The organism is Mucilaginibacter sp. SMC90 (genome assembly GCF_022811725.1).
Lineage (GTDB): Bacteria > Bacteroidota > Bacteroidia > Sphingobacteriales > Sphingobacteriaceae > Mucilaginibacter.
Genome location: NZ_CP094527.1, coordinates 6,993,990 through 7,013,384 on the forward strand (window position 1 = coordinate 6,993,990; position 19,395 = coordinate 7,013,384).

A 19,395-nucleotide genomic window follows, 5' to 3' on the forward strand; every position below is an offset into this window, starting at 1 on the left:
TATTTATTGTTTATACTATGTGTAATTTATATTTGCCGTAATGAAGATCCTCCTCATAGAAGATGAACCCAAACTGGTATCCATTATCCAGCGAGACCTTACTGCCGAAGGTCACGAAATAAGTGTTGCCCTCGATGGCACAACCGGACTGGATATGGCCATAAAAATGGATTTTCAATTGATCATTCTGGATATTATGCTGCCTGGCATCAATGGCATCGAAGTTTGCAGGCGACTACGGCAGGCAAACCAAAGTGCTGCCATATTAATGCTCACCGCCCTGGGTACTACCGAAAATGTTGTAACAGGACTTGATAGTGGTGCAGATGATTACATGGTTAAACCTTTTAGTCTGGTTGAGCTTAATGCCCGCATTCGCACGCTGGCCCGTCGCAATACCAATCTTGTACAGCCACCAAACGTGATCCAAATTGCCGACCTAACGATTAATGGCGATGAAAAATCGGTAAAACGCGGCGATAAAACCATCGAACTTACAGCTACCGAATACCGACTATTGGAGTTTCTGGCTAAAAACAAAAACCACATGCTCAGTCGCATTGAGATACTGGAGCACGTTTGGAACATTGATTTCAACATGGGGACCAATGTGGTTGATGTATATATCAACTACCTGCGCAAGAAAGTCGATAAAGATTTTGACAACAAGCTTATCCACACAGTTATAGGCATGGGCTATATTTTAAAAAACAACGCAGCCTAAATGAGCATCCAGAAAAAAGTCGCGCTGCTGTTCCTGGCCTTAACGGTATCGGTAATATTGGTATTTAGCGGGGCTATCTTCTATTTTGTTCACCAGTTTACTTTCGACGATTTTTTTAAACGCCTGGAAACAAGGGTAAACATTTCTTCGCAAATCCATCACCTTAATGACCGCGACAGCCTTGGCATGTACAAGGAAATACGTCAGCGCTATCTTGAACGCCTCATTGCCGAAAAACAATATATTATTAAACCCGAGGTTTATACCAAAGGTAAAACGGTAAAAGGCGTTCCGGCCGAATTGATAAAGAATATTCTGGCCAACGGAAAATCGCGGTTTAAAGCCAACAACGTATTTTATGCCGGCAATATATTTCACTTTCCCGAAGGTGACGCTATTATTGTAGTTTCGGCAACCAATCCATCGGGCCTTAGTGAGCTTAATGATCTTGAACAGGTATTGATTGTTAGTTTCCTGATTTCGATTTTAATTGTTTACCTCATTGGCCGCCGTTTTTCATACCATACCTTTAAACCGGTACGTAACATCATTAAAAAGGTAAACACCATTACGGCAAGCAACCTGCACCTGCGTTTGGAAGATTATAAAGGGAAAGACGAAATAGCAGAGCTTACCCAAACGTTCAATAACATGCTCGACAGGCTGGAGACCGCTTTTGAAACCCAAAACAACTTTATTAGCAACGCCTCGCATGAACTTCGCACGCCGCTGGCCATCATCAAAGGTGAGGCCGAGATCTCTTTAAAAAATTTAGATCAGCCGGGTGCCGATCTTCATAAAAACCTTAATGAAATCCTTACCGGCACCCAAAGTTTGCAGGACATTATTACCAGCTTACTTGGCCTGGCACAAAGCGGGTTTGACGGTAAAAAACAAAACTGGGAACAGATCCGCGCCGATGAGCTGGCGTTTATGGTTAAAGAGGCGGTTGATCATATCATCCCGACAAATAATTTAAGCATCGATTTCTCATCGCTGCCTGATGATGTAGAAAGCTTGGTAACGCAGGGAAACACCAACCTGCTCAAGTTGGCAATAAGCAATGTAGGCCTTAACGCCTGCAAATACTCCGAAAACAAACCGGTAACACTTAAGGTGTATGCCGAAAACAACAGCATTATTTTTAGTGTAAAGGACCAGGGCATAGGTATTCCTGAAAGCGATGTTCAGCACATCTTTGAACCATTTTTCCGTGCATCAAACACCGGGAAATATGAGGGTCATGGTGTAGGCCTTCCGCTCGCATTAAACATAGTAAGGCTACACAAGGGCAACATTGGTATTATTTCAAAAGAAGGTGAAGGCACCGAGATCAGGGTGATGCTGCCGGTGTATCGTGAAGAGAAAGGTTAAATATTTTTCTACTTTTACCATCCCAGGTGAAGTGAAAAGGGTGTCATGCAGAGTGTTTAAATCCATAGGGATCTGAAAGCTCAATGACATCTCAACCACGTCATTATAAGGCACGAAGCAATCCCTGATGGTAAAAAACTGACAAGTCTTGGCTTTAGCCCAATTTAACGTCTCATCAGGGTCTCTCGCAGATTTAAGCTAACCCGCAAAATTGTTTTGTCGTTTAATCAGCAAGGCGCTTTGTTTTGCACCTCTGGTGCATAGGGTATTTCTATACTTTCTATGCTACAAACCTTTTGCACCTCTGGTGCATCTGTCCTTAAGCATCTCAATTAATATCAGATTATGTTGTAAAACCTTGCCGGTCCCAGCGGGGCCACGTGTTTATAGCTTTAAAAAAACACATTCAGCTTGTGGTCGGTGTTTTCACCGCACCATATGATTTACTGGTCGATTGTTCAATCTAATGACTGCGAATATCGGAAGTTTACGGCCGGGTTGTAAGGCAAAAGTGGTGCGGTGAAAACACCACAGGTGTTCGGAAGATTCAGATCGGTTGGGAATGCTGGTTAAAAAAGCTATGTCATTGCGAGCGAAGCGGCAGAGGGTAGAGCGTGGGAGCGACGTGGCAATCCCGTAACTATACAGGGCGGATATGCATTGGCTACGAGATTGCCGCGCTACGCTCGCAATGACATATTTTTTTATTTAAAAAGTAGAGATAATTTCATCTTCCGAACACCTGCGGTGAAAACACCGACCACAGGCTAAAAAATCGTGATGACGTGTAAAAAAATAACATCGATAGTCAATAACTTACAATCATCATATAAGGCACGAAGCAATCCCTGATGGTAAAAAAACTGACAAGTCTTGGCTTTAGTCCAATTTAACGTCTCATCAGGGTCTCTCGCAGCGAACCCTGATGTATACGTCATTCAGATTCGCTGTTCATAATATCCTCGGAGACCTTTAGAACACAGCGAACCTCTGGGTGCATTGCGAGTTTAAGTTAACCCACAAAATCAACCAACCTCAAATTTCAACACGAGGCACCTACGGAGCCGAAAAACATGTCCCTTTAGCGCTATAAACACGTGGCCTCTCTGAGGCCGGTAACGCTTATAATATATTTGGCGTGCCAGGCGGCCTCGGAGAGGCCACGTGTTTATAGACAAAATTTAAAGAGATATTGGACTCCAGCGGAGTCTCGTAATCGTAAACTTGCTTTCCAACCATTGCTTAGCACACATTTAGATTTTGTGGGTAAACTCAAATTTGCGAGAGGCCCTGAGGGGACTAAATTTCAAAGCCCATTATCTTTTAATGATAATTATTAAACTCTAATCAGATTCTAATCTCCTTCTTAAACCGCTTTAATCCCCGGTACCTACTATTGTATCAACAAACAGAAGTAAACACAAAAAAAGGTATCATCATGAAAACATTAAACATCATTATCCCGTCTGATTTCACCTTATCATCACTGAACATTATACCCGTGTTAGCCGAGCGCTATCCGAAAGACAAACTAAACATATCACTGGTTCATTTCCTGCAACTATCAGATTCGATATCTGATCTGCTATTACTATCCCGTCGCAGCAGGGAGTACGCGCTCATCAGCGATGAATTTTACGCCGGCTGCACTATGCTTAAAGCTGATTATCCGGACCAGATCGCCTGTATCACACCCGACTTTTTTTACGGCAATACAGTAGCTGTATTTAAAAACTATCTTGAAGCAAAAGAAACCGACCTGATAGCTATGCCCGAAAACCATAATTACCAAAGGTTAACACCCAACAGCTTTGATCCTACCATATTAATGGAGCGCACCAGGTATAAAATAATTACCCTTAAAGCCGAAGTTAAACAGCCATTGACAGTAGTTAAAGCCGATGCAGAACATGAGCTGCTGGAGGTTTAGTATTTATTAAAATCATTTAAAACATTATCTATGTTACTAAAAGAAAATATCCCGGTAAAATACGTGGTGGGGAAAATCAAGAACGAGCTTTTATTTGTTGCCGGTTATGCCGTAGCTATAGCTTTATTTCACCGCTTTTTCCCTGAATACCGCATTTCAATTCCGATTGCGGTTCCGGCCATACTGGCTACTATTATATCACTATTGCTGGCCTTCCGTTCAAATCAGGCTTATGACCGCTGGTGGGAAGCCCGGGGCATCTGGGGAGCTATCGTAAACGATTCAAGATCCCTTACCCGCGAACTGATCACATTTTTAGATGGCGATAACGCTGCCTGCGAAGAAATAGAGGGTTTCAAAAAACGGTTTGTTTACCGGCAGATAGCATGGTGTTACGGCTTAAGCCAATCTTTACGTAAGCAGGACCCTTATGCTAAAAACACCCATCTGTTAGTTGATGAAGAGGTAAAATTCAGCCATCGTTTTACAAATGTGCCCAATAGTTTGCTAAAACTACACGGGCTGGACTTAAAGCTGGCTTATAAAAACGGATGGCTGAATGACTACCAGCAAGTGCAGATAGATGGTACGCTTACCCGCCTGTGCGATGCCATGGGTAAATGCGAGCGGATCAAGAACACTGTATTTCCGGTTACCTACAGTTTATATATCCACTTTTGCCTGTACCTGTTCATTATACTGCTGCCTTTTGGCCTGATAGAGTTCTTTGGTATGTTTGAAGTACCGCTGATCATAGCTATAGCAGCAGCATTTTTACTGGTAGAGAAAATGGCTATCCACCTGCAGGACCCGTTTGAAAACAAACCAACAGATACCCCAACAACTGCCATATCGCAAACCATTGAACGCGATTTGAAGCAGATGCTTAACGATAAACATGAGAGTGAAAAGGTAGCAGCTCAGCCTGCCGCCACTAAAGCCGACGTATATTATATACTGTAAGCTTTAAGCCCCTGTGCGGGAAGGCACAGGGGTTCACTTATTTTATTCTTTGAAGCCTAAACCTTCTTCTTTCATTTTCTCTTTTACCACCGGTACCGAACTTTTGCCGACACCGTGCAAATGCAAAAACTCCTTCTCCGTAAGTTTAGATAATTCAAGCAATGAAGTGATACCCGCATTAGCCAATGCACGCCGGGCCGGATTACCCAATTTGCCAAAAGGGCTTTCTGATTCTTCAGTTTTCATGATGAATGGTTTAATTGATGATCAAATTTACCATCAAACCAACTTCTGCGTAAGGGGCATTTGCGACTATTATGGGGTAGGGTTTGTAGTTCTTTTCTTGTGTTTGATTGAAACGAACGCTTAATATGGTTTACCTACCCTTCTCGGACTCCCGCAGTTTAAGTTCACCCACAAAATTGTTTTGTCGTTTAATCAGCAAGGCGTTTTGTTTTGCACCTCTGGTGCAAAGGGCGTTTCTATACTTTTTTATGCTACAAACCTTTTGCACCTCTGGTGCACCTGTCCTTAAGCACATCTTAATTGATACCCGTTTATTAAATTATAAAAATCCCCCAGAGGGGGAACAGGTTTGTAGTAATAACGTTCCACCCCTTACCTGAACCCCAGAGGGGTTCAACTCCGCGAATTACTCAATTGGCAATAATCATTGGACTATTAATTTGTGGGTAACTTAAATCTGCGAGAGCCCCCTAAAGGACCATGAAAGCAGCATAGCGAATAAACAACAACCATATCATTGCTGTGAGGAACGACGAAGCAATCTCGTAGCTATACAGAGCGGACATGCATTGGCTACGAGATTGCCGCGCTACGCAATGAATATTTTTAAAATATAGCGTCAAACAAAAAGAGCCGCCCTAAGGCAGCTCTTCGTATCAAAGCAGATAAATTTTATTCATTAACCACACCCATTGAGCAAAATTTGTCAATTCGCTCGGCAACAAGCTCGTCGATATTACGCTCTTTAAGGGTTTTGAGATCTTTTAGTAATTGTTTTTTCAGAATGCCAGCCATTGCAACCGGATCCTGGTGAGCACCACCAAGCGGTTCTTTGATCACGCCGTCAATCAGTTTGTTCTTGAACATCTCTGTCGAGGTTAGTTTAAGCACTTCGGCTGCACGCTCTTTGTTTTCCCAGGTTTTCCAAAGGATGGTTGAGCAGTTTTCGGGAGAGATCACCGAATACCAGGAATTATCCAGCATCAGTACTCTATCGCCAATACCAATACCCAATGCACCGCCCGATGCACCTTCGCCAATGATCACACAAATCACAGGCACTTTCAGTACTGCCATTTCAAGCAGGTTACGGGCAATGGCTTCACCCTGACCGCGTTCTTCAGCCTCCAAACCGGGAAATGCTCCGGGAGTATCAATCAGGGTAACTACAGGTTTGTTGAACTTTTCGGCCATTTTCATCAGCCTTAAAGCTTTGCGGTAACCTTCCGGGTTGGCCATACCAAAGTTACGGTATTGACGCTCTTTGGTGTTACGGCCTTTCTGATGACCGATAAACATTACTGTTTGGCCATTTAACGTACCGAAACCGCCGATTATAGCTTTATCATCGCCAACTGTACGGTCGCCATGCAGTTCAATAAAATCATCACACATCAACTCGATGTATTGCAAGGTATACGGCCTTTCGGGGTGACGCGAAATTTGTACTTTTTGCCAGCCGGTAAGGTTGCTATATATGTCTTTTTTGGCTTCCTCCAGCTTTCCTTCCAGTTCGGCAACTGTTGCCGACATGTCGAGTTTATTTTTTTCCTCAACCTGCTTTACCTTCTCTATTTGCTGCTGTAACTCAGCCAGTGGTTTTTCAAAATCAAACGTAATCTTCATACACTTTATTTGGAGGCGCTAAATTAAGCAAATCAAATGGGATATTTTCAATTATGAGCGTTGAGTGTTTCCAACTTGGTGATTTGCTGCGGCGCCAGCGCATTTCCGGTGTTCAGGCAAGCCTGTAAAATGGCGTTTCGCAGTTCACCGTAATACAAACCGGAGCGGTTGGAATAAAAGATAATGCTCCCATTATCCGTCCCTTTTCTCATCAGTTTATCAAGTGTGGTTTCGTTGGTAACAATAAAATTGCCCATCTCTACCCGCTTGCGGTGTAATTCTGCAGCAATGGCGGTGATCTTGGTAACCTGCACAGGGCTCAGGCTTAGCTCTTTTTTAAATTTCAATGCCGCATCGGGCATGGGGTAGTGATTAAGCCTTGCCACCTGCTCAATATCATCAAACAAATACTCACCGCTTATCAATTGGGTAAACTTCTTATCGCTCAAAGTTTTTATAGGCGATTTTTTCAGGGTGCTATCGGCTTGCTGGGCTTTGGCACCGATGCTTAGACACAAGGTTATGATGAGGGGAAGTATGGTTTTTAGCATTGGGGGATTTAGTATCTTATGTTGAAAGCTATTTGAATAACGCTAAATTTAGCAATAATCTTATAAGGCGCACAGTTTACTCACCCGGTCTGCGCTTCGCTGGACCACCCTCTCTTCGCCTTTGGCGGAAAGAGGGTAAGAAAAAATAAAATAAAACCCCTCTTTACGCTTGCGTAGAGAGGGGTGACGAGCGCAGCGACGTCGGGGTGAGTCAATACTACTCCACCTTCACAACCTTTGTCCTCGCCGAAATTCCGTTTTCATTAAACGCTTCTATCTGAAAATAGTATGGCAGGCTTTTATCCATCCCGTTAAAGTAGTATTCATTTTTACCGTAAACCATCATGCTGTTATACAGTTTATCAGGTGCTATGCCGAAATAAACGGTGTAACCTGTGGCATTATCATTCGGTTTCCACTTAAGCCAGGCATTGCGGCGCTCGCTATCACCACGTAGCACAATCAGGTTTTGAACGGTATCGGGTTTTGCCCCTGCGCCTTTACCAAATACCCTTAAGCCTGATAGTGCGAATTTGCCGGTTGGCATGTGCAGGTTTACCATTTTGATATAACGGGCTTTGGCTGGGGTTTTCAGTTCGATATAATCGTGCGGTACATCTTTACGGTTTTTGCTTTTGTCGATAAGGGGCTGCCATGTTTTGCCGTTGAGGGATGAGTAGATAATATACTGATGATACACCCCTAATGATTTACCCAAAAACTCTGCATCCTGATCGGCATAGTTTATTTGGATGGCATTTATGGTGCTGATCTCGCCCAGGTCAGTTTTTAACCACTCGCCTTTGTTGGCCGTTTTGGCGCTCCAGTAGGTCTTGATGTCTTCATCAACAGCGTTATTGGCGGCATAAGCGCCGAGAGTTGATGAAACCTCGACAGGCTTATTGTAATTGAGGATCATCCAGCCGGTGAAATCGCTTTTCAAATGATCTTCGGGGCCGTTGGATAAATAATGCGGGTAATCGCCGTAGGAGGTATTGCTGTACAGTACGCCGTCCTGATCAAACCCCGCCGGCCAAAAACCAATGCGGCGCTCAAAGTTATTTTTCACCGAGATCCCCATCGTGCTGATATGCCAGTAATTGCCATATTTATCGGCCCAGGTAGCGCCATGCCCTGCACCTTTGGCAAAACCTCCCGGTTTGTACGAGAAAGGGTTGTGCTTTTGATAAGTGAAAGGCCCAAGCGGATGATCGCCCACAAAAACGCCATCCCCATAGCCGCTTTGCTCGGTACCGGGAGCGCCAAATTGCAGATAATATTTGCCTTTATACTTGTTCATCCATGAACCTTCAATAAAGGGCAGCAGGAATACGTTGTCGTTATGTTCGCCAAAGCGCTCCCAGCCGTGCTCTTCTGGATTAAGCTTTACCATTTCCTTTTTAGGGCCGATGGGTTCAAAAGTATGCCTGTCAATCTCCTGCCCGTAAAGCGGCAGTGTATTGCTGGAGCCATGGTAAATATAAACCCGGCCATCGTCATCGGCAAACATACCGGGGTCCCAGGCACCTACTTTAAAGTAATCTTTGGCGGCTTTCCAATCGTCATGGGTGGGATTGGTGCTCATCCACAGCGTAAAATCTTTATTATAGGTAGATCCGATCACCAGCAGGGTATCGCCCAAAACCAAGGTAGCGGGAGCACAAAGCTCATCGCCCTTTACCTCATTATACGGGCGAACAAATTTGCGGTACACAAAATTCCAGTTCAGCATATCATCGCTCCACCAGTAACCGAATTGATTGGTGGAGAACAGGTAGTATTTCCCCTTAAAGAGGGTCATGGTCGGGTCGGCCGTGGCGCGGTGCTTACCCCAGCTTGCAAAGGTTTCAAAGGGCGTATAACCATAATCAAGGTTGAGCGGGTTACAATAGGTAAGGCGTTTTTGCTGCGCAGTTACATTTAGCGAGGCATAACAAAACACCAACATCAGCAGGTAGCGGGCTATCATTTTCATAAGGATATTAAAGGCTATAATTGTATTACAACAGGGCGCTAATATCAGTTTTTAAACAGCAATAAAAATGTTGTGTACTACTACATCTGTTTCACATCATAAAATATTTATCATTGTGTGTTAAAAACACAATTAATTCGTACTTTCATCAGCGTAAGCCAGTTATCCTAAATATCGCTTTTATGAACAAGAAATACCTGCTGCTCTTCATTACGCAATTACTTTTTGCTGCGTCTGCTTTTGCACAATATCCCAAAATGGATAAGCTGCTTTACGGCGTAGCTTACTATGACGAATACATGCCTTATGAAAGGCTGGATAAGGATGTTCAAATGATGAAAGCCTGCGGCATTAACGTGGTGCGCATTGCCGAATCGACCTGGAGCACGGAAGAACCACAGGACGGCGTTTTTGATTTTACCCATATCGACAGGGTATTAAATGCCATGCAAAAAGCGGGCATCCATGTTATCATTGGCACACCGACTTACGCAGTACCTACCTGGATGGTTAAAAAGCACCCCGAAATTTTGGCTATCACCCCATCGGGTCAAAACCAGTATGGGCCAAGGCAAAATATGGATATCACTAACAAGGACTATCGTTTTTATGCCGAGCGTGTTATCCGCAAGATCATGGAACATGTAAAGGATAATAAGGCCGTGATAGGTTACCAGGTAGATAACGAAACCAAATCATACGGTACAGCCGGACCAAACGTGCAGGCTTTGTTTGTTAACTACATGAAGGCAAAGTATAAAACACTGGATAATATTAACCACATTTTCGGGCTCGATTACTGGAGCAACCGTATCAATAACTGGGACGATTTTCCGTCGATGGTCAACACGATCAACGGCAGCCTTTCATCCGAGTTTGCCAAATTTCAGCGGCAGCTGGTTACCGATTATTTAGCATGGCAATCAGCAATAGTGCGCGAATACAAACGCCCGGATCAGTTCATCACCCAAAACTTCGACCTGGAATGGCATGGCTATTCGTTTGGTATCCAACCCGATGTTGACCACTTTGCAGCAGCCAAAGCATTGGATATTGCCGGGATAGATATTTACCACCCCAGTCAGGATAAGCTTACCGGTGTCGAAATTTCTTTCGGCGGCGATGTAGCCCGCTCCATGAAGGGCGGTAAAAACTACCTCACCATCGAAACCGAAGCGCAGGGTTTTCCGCAATGGGTGCCTTATCCCGGTCAGCTGCGGTTGCAGGCCTTTAGTCATTTGGCGTCGGGGGCAAATATGGTGAGCTACTGGCCATGGCATTCTATCCATAATTCGGCCGAAACTTACTGGAAAGGTTTGCTAAGTCATGATTTTGAACCTAATCCTGTTTATGACGAAGCCAAAACCATAGGGAAAGATTTCGACAGGTTGAGTTCAAAACTTATCAACCTGAAAAAGAAAAACGATGTAGCTATCCTGTTCAGCAACGAAGCCCTTACCGGCTTTAAAGCTTTCGGCTTTGGCTGGGGTACACGCACAGGTTACAATGATGTGCTACGTCAGTTTTATGATGGATTGTACCATATGAACGTAGGTTGTGATTTTGTCGATCCGACCAGCAAAAATATTGAAGACTATAAACTGCTGATAGTGCCCCTGCTTTACGCGGCTCCTGATAGCTTATTGAAACGACTTAACGCTTACGTGAAAAACGGCGGGCATATCATTTATACTTGCAAAAGTGGTTTCGCCGATGAAAATGTGAAAGTGCGCACCACGCACCAGCCGGGTATCATTAACGAAGCCTGCGGTATTTACTATAGCCAGTTTACCGAACCAAGTAACACGTCATTGAAAGCTGACGACTGGAACCTGAAGCCCGAAGATAAAAAGCTCAACACCTGGATGGAGCTCATCACCCCAACCACGGCTAAAGTATTAGCTTATTATGATCACCCGGTTTGGGGCAAGTACGCGGCCATTACCGAAAACACTTATGGCAAAGGCCTCGCTACATACATTGGCTGTTTACCTACCAGCGCTGTTACTGATAAATTATTAACTGATGCCGTAAAAAAGATTGGCCTATGGGGTGCCGACCAGCAAATAGCCTGGCCTCTTATAACCAAGCAGGGTGTAAACCAGGGCGGAAAAACGGTTCACTACTATTTTAATTATTCGGCCAGTGAAACCAGCCTGACTTATCCTTACAACAACGGTAAAGAATTATTGTCGGGCGATAACGTTAGTAAAAATGCCGGTTTAAAGCTGGAACCATGGGGTATCAAAATCATAGAGGTAAACTGATATATTCTTAATGTAGAGACGCAATTATGCGTCTCCCGCAGGATAAGCTTCTTTACGCAACGCTTAAGTTGCGTAATTTGCAAGCGGGACACGCAATTATGCGTCTCTACATTAAAACCCCTTCCCAAGCAAGGAATCTAATTATTTGCGGCCCGTTTCTTATTCTGTTATCTTTTTTACATTTTTAGGGCATCCTGAAATTAAGTAATAAGATGAGTAATTTATCACAACCGCGTACATGCTAAAATTAAGATACGTTGATGCCTTAAGGGGCCTGGCCATTTTAGCGGTTGTAATTACCCATACGTCGCAGTTTGGTACTAATACATTTTTACCAGCCATGCTTGTTCATGCTATAAGCCGGGGGATAAATGGGGTACAGCTATTTTTCTTTGTAAGTGCTTTTACACTGTTTCTTTCGGTAAACGCAAGGTTTGGCAAGGAAAAGCATTTTACCGGCAATTTTTTTATCCGTCGCTTTTTCAGGATTGCCCCTATGTATTATATCGCCATAATTTATTACTTATGGCAAGATGGTTTTGGCCCCCGGTTTTGGCTGGGCGATGCTTTGGGTGTCACTATTGGCAACATTACCGGCAATGTATTTTTTGTACACGGTTTTAATGCCTACTGGATAAACAGCCTTGTCCCCGGTGGCTGGTCAATTGCGGTTGAAATGCTTTTCTACCTTATCATTCCTTTTTTATTCAGTAAAATTAAAAACACTCAACACGCCACCGTATTTTTTCTGTTAACGCTCATTTTACGCTTTGTACTCGATATCATATTGCGCCGCTACCACCTGATGCAAAATGATATGTTATGGTACAACTATCTATATTTTTATCTGCCATCGCAGCTGCCGGTGTTTGCGCTGGGCATACTGTTTTACTTTGTGGTAAAGGAAAACTATCAGCCCCAAATTAAACCGTTCGCCATATTAATCGCCGCACTTTTTTTACTTACGCAATACCTGGGCGTTGTGCTTCTTCCCGATCATGTTTTTTGTACCATTGCATTTTTTGTACTTGCCCTGGCATTAAGTAAACGCGAGTACAAAATTGTGGTTAACCGCTTTACAACTTATGTGGGCAAAATAAGCTTTAGTATGTATTTAAGCCATTTTGCGGTGCTGCATTGGTTAACCCGTTTTCATTTAATTGATTATTTGCCGGTTCACAACTCAACCGGTGCCGTTGCTAATTACACTATACGATTGATAATAGTTTTATCGGCCAGTACGCTTATCTCTACATTCTTACATCATTTTATTGAGTTGCCTGCTCAAAGAATCGGATATCGTATTATAAAAGAGCGCGAAGCTAATAGTTAACCATTACGGCTACCGCACCGGGTGCTCCCTGGCTTGATCCATTTCCAGCCCCTGCCTCATTAGCTTTGGTGATTAATGTTGAGGCATCTTTGGATGATTGTGCCGATACCGGGACAGCAGCGCTAAACGTTAGCCGAATAACAGCACTGCCAACTTTATCTTAATGCTTTCATAGCGTATTGCTTTGACGCGGGGTAATTAAAACAATAGCTGTACCGGCGATGAAGAATAATGATATATAATTCCCAAGGGGAGCCGTTCTATCTATATTGGGCTAAAGCCCGCATATCCGGCATTTCCAACCCGTTCCTTAAAAGGAACGGCAATGAATCCATTATTCTGCACCTGTATAGTTCATTGCCGTTCGGCTTTAGCCAACGGGAACAATTGATGCAGGTAATGGCTTTAGCCAAATTTAAATGTGCAGATCAAACCGTTCAATTCCTGTTAAACTTTACATTTGTTATCATGCAAACTCTACTCTACGAAGACCAAACTTTTACCAAAATACCCGCCAGCCAGCTCAACGGCAGCACCTACGAAAACTGTAAATTCATCAGCTGCGATTTTTCCAATGCCTCGTTTGTGGGTATTACCTTTGTTGATTGCCAGTTTGATACCTGCAACCTGCTCCTTGCCGACTTGGGCAATACCGGCCTGCAAAATATCCGCTTTAAACACTGTAAAATTAGCGGTGTAAATTTTGGCAAAGCCAATGATTTTTTATTCGAAGTACATTTTGAGGATTGCATTTTAGATAATGCCGTATTTTATAAAAAGAAGAACAAGAAAGCTACCTACACCGATTGTTCCATGATCGAGACCGACCTTACTGAAGCCGACCTGAGCGATTGTAAGTTTAATAATTGCAATCTAAAAAATGCGTTCTTCAGTCGTACCATCCTAAAAAATGCTGATCTGAGCACCTCCTTTAATTTCATTATCGACCCGGATGATAACATCATTAAAAAGGCCAAATTCTCGCTTCATGGTTTGCCGGGGTTGCTTGCCAAATATGATATCCGGATAGGATAATATTTTGACGACTTATTAGTTAATGTTATTGATTATAAACCTTATGCAAAAACTTATCCTCTTTTTTTCTTTCTTATTAATAAGCACCGGGGTCTTAGCGCAGGCTGATACATCTGCTTTTGTCAAATTCAATGATTTTAATAACGCCGTACTAAATGGTGGTGTAAAAAAAGCCGAAGCACAAAAGCAATTTGAAACCATAATAAAAGAGATCCACCTTATAGAAATGAGAAGCAGCCGAATCAACCGTTCTAACACCCAATGGTTATTTCCATTAAAAGGATATAAAAGTAACGCAATCGGCGGCACACACGGTAATGGTTACTTTGACAAGGGTTATCGCTATCTCGACGGCAACAAACACGGTGCCCATCCTGCACACGATATTTTCATTAATGACCGCAACCAGGATTGCATTGATGATCGTACTAAAAAACCGGTTGATGTTATTGCTGTTAACGACGGCTGGGTTATTGCCTGTACCAATCAATGGAGCTCCACAAGCGATATGCGGGGAGGAAAATTTATCTGGATCTACCATCCGGTGGATAAGGTATTCACATATTATGCCCACAACAACACCATTTTTGTAAGCCCTGGTATGCAGGTTAAGCAAGGCCAGAAAATAGCCGAGGTTGGCCGAACAGGTTATAACGCTTATAAAAAACGCTCGCCAACGCACCTGCATTTTTCAGCATTTAAACTGGTGGATGGGATCCCGGTACCTTATAACCCTTATGAACAGTTAAAACAAGCCAAAACATTATGAAAGCCTTGATCGCCTGCCTGCTGCTGCTTTTGAATATCAATGTTCCCCCTCCGGATAATGTTGTCAAAAGATTTGCGGTGCCGGCGGGCTATCATCGTATCGCAGTTTCGCCCGGTAGTTTCGGGGCATGGCTGCAGGCTTTACCATTAAAACCGGCAGGCTCGCAAACCAAAACCTACAAAGGAGATATTGCACGTACTGATGTTTACACTGCAGCAGTTGTTGACATGAGCGTAGGTAACCAGGACCTGCAGCAATGTGCCGACGCAGTAATACGCCTACGTGGTGAATACCTTTATCAGCAAAAAAAATACAGCGAAATTTCCTTCAACTTCACCAGCGGTTTTAAATGTGACTACGAGCATTATGCCAAAGGATATCGATACAAAAATGATCATTGGGTATTAAAAGCCAAACCCGATTATTCATACAATACGTTTTTAAACTACATGAATTTGGTGTTCAGCTACGCAGGCACCCTGTCTCTGCAAAAGGAGTTAAAGGCAGTAAATCCCACCGACGTAAAACCGGGGGATGTGTTTATCCGCGGCGGTTCGCCGGGGCATTGTTTTATTGTACTCGATGTAGTGGAAAATGCCGTTCATCAAAAGCAGTTTTTACTGGCACAGAGCTTTATGCCAGCACAAAATATCCAGGTGCTGCAATACGGCTCGCCCTGGTTTGCCATGGATCAACACAGCGGAATTATGTATGGAGAGCTTATCAGCAAAAATTACCTGAAGCGGTTTTAGGAAGGTACAATAAATACTAAAATGTCATTTCGACGAACCGGTTGGGGAAAGAGCGGAGCTGGTGAGGAGAAATCTTATACACCATGCTATAAAGCTCGACATGATGTATAAGATTTCTCTTTCGCCCCGGCGCTCAAGTCAGCCCCTGCTCTATCGAAATGACATCTTTTATATACAGCAAGGGGAATTACCTTTTTTCAACCTTATCATAAAACCCGCCAAAACTGTTCATTTTCACGGCGTCCTCATTGAAAAAATCGCCGGGAAAACCTAACTCAATTGCACTTACTTCATTCAGCTTTTTAAAATGTTCGGGAGTTAATTTGGTATCAATTGCCCTAAGGTTATCATTTAGCTGATCAATTTTGGTAGCGCCAACAATGGGGATACAACTAAAGTCCCTGTCCATCATCCATTGCAGGGCAACATGACTTTCGGATACACCCAGCTCGGCCGCTATTTCAACTACAGCTTCGGTAATGGTTTGGGCCCTGTTGTTACGGCGGTTGCTTTCGGCTTTTACACGTCCCTGCTCACCACGCAGGTATTTACCGGTTAATGCACCACCTGCCAACGGAGCCCAAGGAGTAACGGTCATGCCGTAATGTTTTGCCATCGGAATCAGCTCGCGCTCGGCAGTACGGGCCAACAGACTGTACTCCACCTGTAAGGCTATGAACTGGCTCCAGCCCATAAGTTCGGCAAGCGTATTCCCTTTTGATACCACCCAGGCCGGTGTGTCACTGATAGCAGCATAGGTTACTTTACCTTGTTTTATCAGGTCGTCCAATCCGCGCAATACCTCATCAATGGGGGTAATATTATCCCAGATGTGCAGGTACAACACATCAATAAAATCTGTTTTAAGGCGTTTAAGACTCTCCTCCACACTCCGCATCATGTTTTTGCGGTTATTGCCCGATGCATTGGGGTTGGTAGTATTATCCTTTAAAGTGTATTTGGTGGCCAGCACAAAATAATCGCGGTCGTGATTGCCCAGGTACTCGCCGATGATCTTTTCGCTGGTGCCCAGTTTGTACACATTAGCCGTGTCAATAAAATTGCCGCCTGCATTGGCAAAGGCATCCATTATAGCAAAACTGGCATCCTTTTCGGCACCCCAGCCGCCTTCGGTACCGAAGCCCATTGCACCCAGACACAGTTCAGAAACTTTAAGGCCCGAACGGCCTAATAATTTGTAATTCATATATGGTGATGTTTTATTTTAAAATATGTCATTGCTCGCAATGACATGGTTGGTTTTAGGAATTTGTAAAACCATCTGGAAAAACACTATCCCAAACAATCCCTCCCTCAACTTTGTACTATTTAATACATCGCTAATATACCAAATTATGAAAATCATCACCCTCCATACCGATACTGACATTAACCAATTATACCTGCTGCTCCACGAAAAACTTAACCCCCTATTTCATAAACAACGACAAAGCGAACTCAATTTCACAATTGAACGCAAAGGCGAATCTGTAGAAATTTCACTTCCGTCTGTTTATGAAGGTGTACTTTTCAGCATAGCTATTAATGGCCACGAACTTTGGATTACCCGTAATGAGCATTATGTTGATGATGTCAATTCACTTACTGTTGAATCCATCCTCAACGACCTGTTTAGCAATATTGCCGGTGATTTGGGGACGGATCTGGTGCAGGAAGGGTAAACTATTGCGGCACTCAATCGAAACTTTACAATTAAATATAGTTTATCCTATTGACACGGTTAGGAAGTATTTTCTCGCCGAAACGCTAAGACGCAAAGAGGTTTTTACTTAGCGTCTCTGCGCCTTTGCGTGCTTAAATTAGATAGCGGACATATTTCCAATAAAGATTGTTTGCGTGCAAAAACGGATTACTCAATGTGGTAAATTATTTTCCGATCCGGGATCTACGATTATAATACGTGTTTTTTTCCACCAAATATTTTTTAGCTTTAACAGAAAAACATCCCTATGCCTAAAATTTACAGCCTGCTCATCCTTCTGTTTGCTGCATTTACCGTACAGGCACAAAAACTCCCGAATGAAAATGGCGAACCGGTAATCATTAACCGGGATACCTTGTTTAAATTTTATGCCCCACAGGGATTATTTGATCCTAAAGAACGTGCCGGGATTGTTACCAAACGCATTGAGGCGCTGATGAGCCGGATAGACTTTAACCCGGATTCGTTAACGCTTAAAAATGATACATCTATATCGGTGATAACCTACAACGGCCAAATGATCATGGGCGTTAATAATATTGACGCCTCCTACTCCGAACTGAACCGGCCGCAACTGGCGGCAAGCTATTTGTCCATATTAAAAAATAAACTGGGTAATGTTTTTGAAAGCAATAGTCCCAAACAGCTAATCACCAACGTGCTTGAAGCAGTGGCAGTTGTTATTCTGTTGATTTTGCTGATTTGGGTGGTGAACAAAAGTTTTAGATGGATAAAATTAAAAACCATACAGGGCTGGGAACGCCGGGTTGAAAAACTGGCAGCGAAGGGGGCACCGGTAGCTTATGCCTCGCGCCTGCTCCCGTTTATAAGTGGATTAATCAATATTGCACGGCTTTTTATTATCCTGTTGCTGGTATACCTGGCTCTGCCAGTGCTGTTCTATATATTTCCGTCCTCGCAGCCTATTGCCACTCAGCTTATAGGTTTTGTGGTTGACCCTTTGAAAAGTATTTTACTGGCTATTATTCATTTTATCCCCAATTTACTTACAATAACGGTTATTTACCTTGTTACACGGTATATTGTAAAACTGGTAAAGTTTATAGCTACCGAAATTTCCAATGGTTCTGTTAATCTGAAAGGTTTTTATCCCGAATGGGCTATCCCAACTTACAATATTATCCGCGTGCTGATGTACGCCTTTATGTTTGTGGTGATATTTCCCTACCTGCCTGGATCGCAGTCCAAAGTATTTCAGGGGGTGACTGTTTTTATCGGTGTATTGTTTTCACTGGGATCATCATCGGCTATATCCAATATGGTATCGGGCATTGTACTAACTTATATGCGCCCCTTTAAAATGGGCGACCGGATAAAGGTTGGCGAAATTATGGGTGATGTGATTGAAAAAAACCTGCTGGTTACCCGCGTGCGTACCATTAAAAACGAAGATGTTACCGTACCTAATGCCTCTATTTTAAGCGGTGCTACCATTAATTACACGTCATCATCAAAAACCTTGGGCTTGATATTGAACACCAGTGTTACCATTGGTTACGATGCCCCCTGGCAAACCATTCATAACCTGCTCATCAGCGCAGCAGATGCTACGGAGGGCATCCTTGCAGATCCCAAACCATTTGTGCTGCAAACCGCTTTGAATGATTTTAACGTTAGCTACCAGATAAATGCTTATACCGATAAGCCCGGCAAAATGGCGGTAACTTATTCAGCGCTTTATCAAAACATACAGGATAAGTTCAATGAAGCCAGTATGGAAATCATGTCGCCGCATTTTACGGCAGTGCGCGATGGAAGCCACATCCAGATCCCGGAAAATTATGTTGGCAAAGGATACAAAAAGCCGGGGTATAAAATAGAAAAAGAAGAAAGCTGAAAGCCGAAGGCTATAAAGGAGCTCAACGCAAAAAGCTTAAGGCCAAAAGCTACGAAAAAGAAGCATTAAACTAAGAAGCTGTTTAAAAATGAAAGGAAATATTTTGTAGAGACGCATAATTGCGTCTCCCGAAGGACAAGCCGATTCAAAAGCGGCCCAGCTGCCGTAAATTGCAAGCGTGAGACGCAATTATGCGTCTCTACATTCAAAAACTATCGTTTTTAAACAGCCTCTATGATTCGATTGCAAAGTAAAGCTTTAAGCCTTCG

Annotated in this window: 16 protein-coding genes; 11 read left to right on the forward strand and 5 right to left on the reverse strand. The window is 43.2% G+C overall.

Going from position 1 to position 19,395, the window contains the following annotated elements; genetic code table 11:
- Positions 1–40 precede the first annotated feature (40 nt).
- The 4 genes from MTO98_RS29155 to MTO98_RS29170 all read left to right on the forward strand — a co-directional run bounded on the left by MTO98_RS29155 (position 41) and on the right by MTO98_RS29170 (position 4,991).
- Positions 41–724, forward strand: a complete 684-nt coding sequence (locus MTO98_RS29155; RefSeq protein ID WP_243482548.1) for a response regulator transcription factor — start codon at positions 41–43, stop codon at positions 722–724.
- The gene (locus MTO98_RS29160) at positions 725–2,098 is read left to right on the forward strand and encodes a HAMP domain-containing sensor histidine kinase (protein ID WP_243482549.1); all 1,374 of its coding nucleotides are present in this window, start codon (positions 725–727) and stop codon (positions 2,096–2,098) included. It abuts the gene before it with no gap.
- A gap of 1,438 nt (positions 2,099–3,536) precedes the next feature.
- Positions 3,537–4,028, forward strand: a complete 492-nt coding sequence (locus MTO98_RS29165; protein ID WP_243482550.1) for a hypothetical protein — start codon at positions 3,537–3,539, stop codon at positions 4,026–4,028.
- Positions 4,029–4,058: 30 nt separating this feature from the next.
- A complete protein-coding gene (locus MTO98_RS29170; RefSeq protein WP_243482551.1) occupies positions 4,059–4,991 on the forward strand; it encodes a bestrophin family protein in 933 nt (310 codons plus the stop codon).
- A gap of 42 nt (positions 4,992–5,033) precedes the next feature.
- Here MTO98_RS29170 and MTO98_RS29175 read toward each other — a convergent pair whose 3' ends face one another.
- The 4 genes from MTO98_RS29175 to MTO98_RS29190 all read right to left on the reverse strand — a co-directional run bounded on the left by MTO98_RS29175 (position 5,034) and on the right by MTO98_RS29190 (position 9,389).
- Positions 5,034–5,237: a DNA-directed RNA polymerase subunit alpha C-terminal domain-containing protein gene (locus MTO98_RS29175; protein WP_243482552.1), complete on the reverse strand. Its 204-nt coding sequence runs from the start codon at positions 5,235–5,237 to the stop codon at positions 5,034–5,036.
- A 672-nt stretch (positions 5,238–5,909) separates the two neighbouring features.
- Positions 5,910–6,863, reverse strand: a complete 954-nt coding sequence (locus tag MTO98_RS29180) for an acetyl-CoA carboxylase carboxyltransferase subunit alpha (protein ID WP_243482554.1) — start codon at positions 6,861–6,863, stop codon at positions 5,910–5,912.
- Positions 6,864–6,910: 47 nt separating this feature from the next.
- Positions 6,911–7,414 (reverse strand): hypothetical protein, encoded by a 504-nt coding sequence (locus tag MTO98_RS29185; protein WP_243482556.1) that lies wholly within the window; start codon positions 7,412–7,414, stop codon positions 6,911–6,913.
- Between the two features lie 217 nt (positions 7,415–7,631).
- Positions 7,632–9,389, reverse strand: a complete 1,758-nt coding sequence (locus MTO98_RS29190) for a discoidin domain-containing protein (protein WP_243482557.1) — start codon at positions 9,387–9,389, stop codon at positions 7,632–7,634.
- Positions 9,390–9,571: 182 nt separating this feature from the next.
- On the opposite strand from MTO98_RS29190, the gene MTO98_RS29195 reads away from it, so the two are divergent.
- The 5 genes from MTO98_RS29195 to MTO98_RS29215 all read left to right on the forward strand — a co-directional run bounded on the left by MTO98_RS29195 (position 9,572) and on the right by MTO98_RS29215 (position 15,545).
- Positions 9,572–11,656, forward strand: coding sequence for a beta-galactosidase (locus tag MTO98_RS29195; RefSeq protein ID WP_243482558.1), 2,085 nt, complete (start codon positions 9,572–9,574; stop codon positions 11,654–11,656).
- Positions 11,657–11,894: 238 nt separating this feature from the next.
- On the forward strand, positions 11,895–12,989 hold the full coding sequence (locus MTO98_RS29200) for an acyltransferase (protein WP_243482559.1): 1,095 nt from the start codon (positions 11,895–11,897) through the stop codon (positions 12,987–12,989).
- A gap of 468 nt (positions 12,990–13,457) precedes the next feature.
- A complete protein-coding gene (locus tag MTO98_RS29205; RefSeq protein WP_243482560.1) occupies positions 13,458–14,024 on the forward strand; it encodes a pentapeptide repeat-containing protein in 567 nt (188 codons plus the stop codon).
- A gap of 43 nt (positions 14,025–14,067) precedes the next feature.
- A complete protein-coding gene (locus MTO98_RS29210) occupies positions 14,068–14,793 on the forward strand; it encodes a M23 family metallopeptidase (protein ID WP_243482561.1) in 726 nt (241 codons plus the stop codon).
- A complete protein-coding gene (locus tag MTO98_RS29215) occupies positions 14,790–15,545 on the forward strand; it encodes a DUF4846 domain-containing protein (RefSeq protein ID WP_243482562.1) in 756 nt (251 codons plus the stop codon). The genes MTO98_RS29210 and MTO98_RS29215 overlap by 4 nt, the downstream gene beginning before the upstream one ends.
- A 187-nt stretch (positions 15,546–15,732) precedes the next feature.
- Here the strand turns inward: MTO98_RS29215 and MTO98_RS29220 are convergent, their stop codons facing one another.
- Positions 15,733–16,752: an aldo/keto reductase gene (locus MTO98_RS29220; RefSeq protein WP_243482564.1), complete on the reverse strand. Its 1,020-nt coding sequence runs from the start codon at positions 16,750–16,752 to the stop codon at positions 15,733–15,735.
- 148 nt (positions 16,753–16,900) lie between these two features.
- Here MTO98_RS29220 and MTO98_RS29225 point away from each other — a divergent pair, with 148 nt between their 5' ends.
- Together MTO98_RS29225 and MTO98_RS29230 are read left to right on the forward strand one after the other, a co-directional pair.
- The gene (locus tag MTO98_RS29225; protein WP_243482565.1) at positions 16,901–17,227 is read left to right on the forward strand and encodes a hypothetical protein; all 327 of its coding nucleotides are present in this window, start codon (positions 16,901–16,903) and stop codon (positions 17,225–17,227) included.
- 288 nt (positions 17,228–17,515) lie between these two features.
- A complete protein-coding gene (locus tag MTO98_RS29230) occupies positions 17,516–19,126 on the forward strand; it encodes a mechanosensitive ion channel family protein (RefSeq protein WP_243482566.1) in 1,611 nt (536 codons plus the stop codon).
- Positions 19,127–19,395 lie beyond the last annotated feature (269 nt).

Coding starts and splice junctions, on each gene's coding strand:
- MTO98_RS29190 (WP_243482557.1), bottom strand. CDS start 9,389: ATGAAAATGATAGCCCGCTACCTGCTGATGTTGGTGTTTTGTTATGCC.
- MTO98_RS29210 (WP_243482561.1), top strand. CDS start 14,068: ATGCAAAAACTTATCCTCTTTTTTTCTTTCTTATTAATAAGCACCGGG.
- MTO98_RS29160 (WP_243482549.1), top strand. CDS start 725: ATGAGCATCCAGAAAAAAGTCGCGCTGCTGTTCCTGGCCTTAACGGTA.
- MTO98_RS29225 (WP_243482565.1), top strand. CDS start 16,901: ATGAAAATCATCACCCTCCATACCGATACTGACATTAACCAATTATAC.
- MTO98_RS29175 (WP_243482552.1), bottom strand. CDS start 5,237: ATGAAAACTGAAGAATCAGAAAGCCCTTTTGGCAAATTGGGTAATCCG.
- MTO98_RS29205 (WP_243482560.1), top strand. CDS start 13,458: ATGCAAACTCTACTCTACGAAGACCAAACTTTTACCAAAATACCCGCC.
- MTO98_RS29155 (WP_243482548.1), top strand. CDS start 41: ATGAAGATCCTCCTCATAGAAGATGAACCCAAACTGGTATCCATTATC.
- MTO98_RS29165 (WP_243482550.1), top strand. CDS start 3,537: ATGAAAACATTAAACATCATTATCCCGTCTGATTTCACCTTATCATCA.
- MTO98_RS29215 (WP_243482562.1), top strand. CDS start 14,790: ATGAAAGCCTTGATCGCCTGCCTGCTGCTGCTTTTGAATATCAATGTT.
- MTO98_RS29180 (WP_243482554.1), bottom strand. CDS start 6,863: ATGAAGATTACGTTTGATTTTGAAAAACCACTGGCTGAGTTACAGCAG.
- MTO98_RS29200 (WP_243482559.1), top strand. CDS start 11,895: ATGCTAAAATTAAGATACGTTGATGCCTTAAGGGGCCTGGCCATTTTA.
- MTO98_RS29185 (WP_243482556.1), bottom strand. CDS start 7,414: ATGCTAAAAACCATACTTCCCCTCATCATAACCTTGTGTCTAAGCATC.
- MTO98_RS29195 (WP_243482558.1), top strand. CDS start 9,572: ATGAACAAGAAATACCTGCTGCTCTTCATTACGCAATTACTTTTTGCT.
- MTO98_RS29230 (WP_243482566.1), top strand. CDS start 17,516: ATGCCTAAAATTTACAGCCTGCTCATCCTTCTGTTTGCTGCATTTACC.
- MTO98_RS29170 (WP_243482551.1), top strand. CDS start 4,059: ATGTTACTAAAAGAAAATATCCCGGTAAAATACGTGGTGGGGAAAATC.
- MTO98_RS29220 (WP_243482564.1), bottom strand. CDS start 16,752: ATGAATTACAAATTATTAGGCCGTTCGGGCCTTAAAGTTTCTGAACTG.